The 1922-nt window shown below is 46.6% G+C and carries 2 protein-coding genes; one reads left to right on the top strand and one right to left on the bottom strand.

The annotated features are described in order from the left end of the window. Positions 1-374: 374 nt before the first annotated feature. Positions 375-494: a type II toxin-antitoxin system HicB family antitoxin gene (locus GXZ17_RS07110; RefSeq protein WP_409376599.1), complete on the top strand. Its 120-nt coding sequence runs from the start codon at positions 375-377 to the stop codon at positions 492-494. A gap of 370 nt (positions 495-864) precedes the next feature. Here GXZ17_RS07110 and GXZ17_RS07115 read toward each other — a convergent pair whose 3' ends face one another. Further along, positions 865-1875, bottom strand: a complete 1011-nt coding sequence (locus GXZ17_RS07115) for a nucleoside hydrolase (protein WP_409376600.1) — start codon at positions 1873-1875, stop codon at positions 865-867. Positions 1876-1922: the final 47 nt, after the last annotated feature.

Below are 1922 nucleotides of genomic sequence, written 5' to 3' on the forward strand. Positions count from 1 at the left end.
CTATCAGGGGTCCATAGTATTTGAAAACATGGATGCCTGATTAAAAATTTCAGGCATGACGAATGATGTGGATGCCTGATAAAAGATTTCAGGCATGACGGCGGAGGTGGATTCCCGCCTAAATTTCGGAAATGATGAGAGGAGGAAACTTCCTCCTGCAGAGAGGGAGAAGGAAAAGAAGGAGAACTTCCCCGGGGGAATATAAAGCGAGATTGCCACAGGCAATCTGCGGCGCAGAATTGAAAAAGGGGTGATGTCCTGTTGTGGTTGTGTTATAACCTTTCATGTGGATGATTGCAATAGTGATAAATTAAAAGAAAGAATGAGCCTGAAGAAACCTGTACAATGTATCACCAAGAAAGGGAGGCTCTCTTATGAGAGAGTTCACGGTGGTGACAGAAAAAGATGAAGATGATTGGCTTATATCCTCCGTGCTGGAGCTTCCGGGGTGTCACTCAAGGAAAGACTCTGGACGAACTCATGGAGAGCTATAGAGGCATATCTGGAAGCTTCTGGAGAAACCCAGCTAGAAGAAAGCGAGTTTATAGGAATTTAAAAGGTTAAAATATAAAATTCCCCCCGGTGGTATGAGTTACTGAAGAAGAAAGTGATGCAATGGCGAAAGTCCCGATAGTGCGAGAAATGGAGATGATGCGTTTCCTTAGAAGCGAAATCCCGGGCAGGAGCTTTCAGCTAAGGTAGATACTTTTTGAGCTTGCTCTTTATGAGGCAGGAGATGATTATCGCCAGGCTCTCAAGTTATCCGACCTGTAAATTCCTCGAGCATTTGAAAAACAACATTACCAACTTCAAGAATGAGGCGCTGCAACTCTCTATATTTTCGAGAAACAGCTCTACCCCCGATTACGCCCACCGCTCATCTAATCTTTTTATCGCATCGAAAACAAGCCCTTTGAATTTAGAGAGGTCAAGCCCAAAGGACACCTCAGCATTGGGTTTTTTGCCGGTGACACCATAGAGGTCAACAACAGTGGCGCCTCTTGTGAATTCCCCTTTAGTCTCGATGTCCACGTGCAGAAATCTGGTATCCAGAACAGCCGGGTCAATCACCGCAGCTACAGTGAGTGGGTCATGGAGATAAGCACCTCTAACACCAGAGAACTTTTCCAGTTGCTCAGCATAAAAAGTTAACAGCCGGGCAGCAACCGTGGAGACTTTTCCACTCAGCCGGGAAAGAGCTTCTATGTCTTCTAAAGAAAACAAAGCTTTGTTTGTAGCATCCAATCCTACCATGGTTATTGGTATGCCTGATTCAAACACGATTTTTGCTGCCTCAGGGTCAACGTAGATGTTAAACTCAGCAGCCGGGGTCTTGTTAGATTCTAACACTCCACCTCCCATAAGCACGATCCTTTTTATCTTTTCCTTGACCCCGGGTGCGAGGAGAAGCGCGCCAGCAATATTGGTCAGCGGTCCGGTGGGAACCAGATACACCGGATCATCAGCGCTGAGGAGTGTCTCTACGATGAAATTAACCGCGTGGGCTTCGCAGGGTTTCACTGACGGTGCCGGGAAGTCGGCGCCATCGAGGCCTGTCTCGCCGTGGATTTCCGGGGCAGTTACAAGCTCCTGAAACAGCGGTTTATCAAATCCCCTGGCTACGGGGAGGTCCTCCCCAATCAAAGTCAAAATTTTCAGGGCATTGGTGAAGGTTTTCTCCCCGGTTTGGTTACCGGCTACAGTGGTAATTCCTAAAATCTCGAGCTCTGAGGAAGCACAGGCAAGCATGATGGCAATTGCATCATCATGCCCCGGGTCACAATCAAGTATTACTTTTTTCATAGTATCCTCCTTTATCGAAGGTATAATATCCTGCAAAAACATGACTATATAAAGGGGGCGCCGCCCCCTCATAACCCCCGGAAAAAACTAAAAAGCAACTTAGATAGAGTAAAAAACTC

The sequence above is a fragment of the Candidatus Sordicultor fermentans genome (assembly GCF_012728195.1).
GTDB lineage: Bacteria > Atribacterota > Atribacteria > Atribacterales > Caldatribacteriaceae > Sordicultor > Sordicultor fermentans.